This window comes from Streptomyces sp. SID4985 (assembly GCF_009863025.1).
Lineage (GTDB): Bacteria > Actinomycetota > Actinomycetes > Streptomycetales > Streptomycetaceae > Streptomyces.
Genome location: NZ_WWIR01000172.1, coordinates 1 through 2,087, shown reverse-complemented (window position 1 = coordinate 2,087; position 2,087 = coordinate 1). Strand labels below are relative to the sequence as shown.

The window sequence follows — 2,087 nt, the reverse complement described above, 5'->3', positions numbered from 1 at the left end:
CAAGCTGCTGGTGCAGCGGCGGTCGGTGTTCTTCTGAGTCTCGCTCACGTACGACGGTGGGGCGCCCCTGCTCGGAAAGGGGCGCCCCACCGTCGTACTGTGCGCGGTTAGTCGGAGTCCTGGCTGTCGATGCCCAGGCCGGGCAGGAGGCCCGGCAGGAGCGGCGGCAGGGTGACGTCCGGCTTGGCCGACGGGGACTTCTCGGCGGACGGGGAACCGCCTTGCTCGGAGCCCGACTTGGGCGGGTCGAGCAGTCCGCCGGTGCTGCCGCCGAGCAGGCCCTCGTCCCGGGCGGCGGCCGAGCCGCTGGGGCTGCTGCCGGGGCTCGCGTGCCTGCCCCCGGCGGTGGGCGTGCTGCCGGGCTTGCTGGGCCTGGCCGGGCTGTGGGTGCCGGAGGGGCTGGTCGGTGTGGCGGCGTGCTTTCCGCCCTGCTTGCCGGTGACGGGCGGCTGCGGGAGCAGGGACTCCAGCGGGGCCACCTCTTGGTCTATGGCGTCGAAGACGGAGGAGACCTGGTCCTTGACGTCCCCCAGCTGCACGGGCAGCTGGTCGCTCAGGCTCGCCCATGCCTCGCGGTGGGAGCGGGAGAAGGACGAGAGGGCCTGGATGGGACCGAGGGACTTCGGGTCGGCCTGGTAGGCCGCGTGCAGCAGGCGGTGGCCCTCGGTGACGTCCTGGCGCATCCCGGAGAGGGTGCGGCGGATCTCACCGATGGACTCGTGGTCGAGGTGGCCGCCGCGGCCGCGCTCCATCAGCCTGCGGGCCTCGCCCAGCCGGGTGGACGCCTGGTCGAGGTAGGTCTGGCCGCGTTCGCCGTCGCCCTCGCTCAGGTAGTTCAGCCGGAAGTCCTCGATGCCGCGTTTGAGGCCGTACAGATGGTCACCGGGCAGGGCGTCGGTGCTGGCGGCCGCCACGCCGCCGAAGGCGCTCGCGGTGACACCGAGACCGAGTCCGCCCGCGGTGAGGCCCTTGGCCAGCCGGGACCGGGGTCGCAGTCGGCTCAGCGGGCTCGCCCGGTGGGCGCCCCGGGACCGTTGCTCCGGCACCGACGCGTCCGCTGCTCCGCCCAGGGTGCCTTCCTGGAGCATGGCCTCCATCGCGGCCACCAGCTGGGCGCGCTGGACGACCTTGACCTCGGGGTCGAGCTGCGGTTTGGGCAGCGCGCCGAGGTCTCTGGTCAGGGACAGCAACAGTCCCTGCTCGGAGGGGTCCTCGGTCGGCGGTGATCCCGCCCGTGCTGCGGACTGCTCGGCCGCCGTGTCCCGGTCGGACTGCTCCTCCAGGGCCTGGGCGAAGGCGTTCGCCCGCCGGTGCGCCGATACGTTCGCGATCACTGGCGGCACCTCCTCTCGTCATGACGGTCGACTCCTGTATCCCGCACAACGAGCGGCTCGGCACTTCGGTTACGGACGGCGGATGACCGGATCGGAAAGACAACTGACGCTTACGGAACGTGAGTTGAGCGGTGTTCCTGGTTGCGCAGCGTCAGCGGGCGTCGTCCGGCAGGAGCCGGGCGAGGGTGCGTACGGCACGGTACTGGAGGGTCTTGATGGCGCCTTCGTTCTTCCCCATCACCCGGGCGGTCTCGGCGACGGAGAGGCCCTGGAGGAAGCGGAGCGTGACGCACTCCTGCTGCTGGGGGTTGAGCCGTCGTACGGCGTCGAGGAGGGCGGCGTTGGAGAGGGACTCCAGGACGGAGTCCTCGGGGGAGCGCTCGACCTCGTTGGCGTCGAGCATCTCGCCGGTGGTGACCTCCAGTCGGAAGCGGCTGGACTTGAAGTGGTCGGCGACCAGGTTGCGGGCGATCGTCACCAGCCAGGCGCCGAAGTCGCGGCCCTGCCAGGTGAAGGTGCCGATGCGGCGCAGGGCGCGGAGGAAGGTCTCGCTGGTGAGGTCCTCGGCGGTGGCCTTGCCGCCCACGCGGTAGTAGATGAACCGGTAGACGGTGTCGCTGTACTGGTCGTACAGCCGGCCGAACGCTTCCGCCTCTCCGGCCTGGGCGCGTTCGACCAGGTCCATCATGCGGGCGCTGTCGCTGTCCGCCGCGGGGCGGCGGGCGGCGGGCGCGCCGGACGACGCGGTACGGC

2 protein-coding genes are annotated in these 2,087 nt (G+C 72.0%); both read right to left on the bottom strand.

The window, feature by feature from the left end:
* Positions 1 to 107: 107 nt before the first annotated feature.
* Positions 108 to 1,334 (bottom strand): DUF5667 domain-containing protein, encoded by a 1,227-nt coding sequence (locus GTW40_RS06885; RefSeq protein ID WP_161179267.1) that lies wholly within the window; start codon positions 1,332 to 1,334, stop codon positions 108 to 110.
* A gap of 151 nt (positions 1,335 to 1,485) precedes the next feature.
* The coding region (locus tag GTW40_RS06880; protein ID WP_161179266.1) for an ECF subfamily RNA polymerase sigma factor, BldN family at positions 1,486 to 2,087 on the bottom strand (602 nt) is incomplete at its 5' end.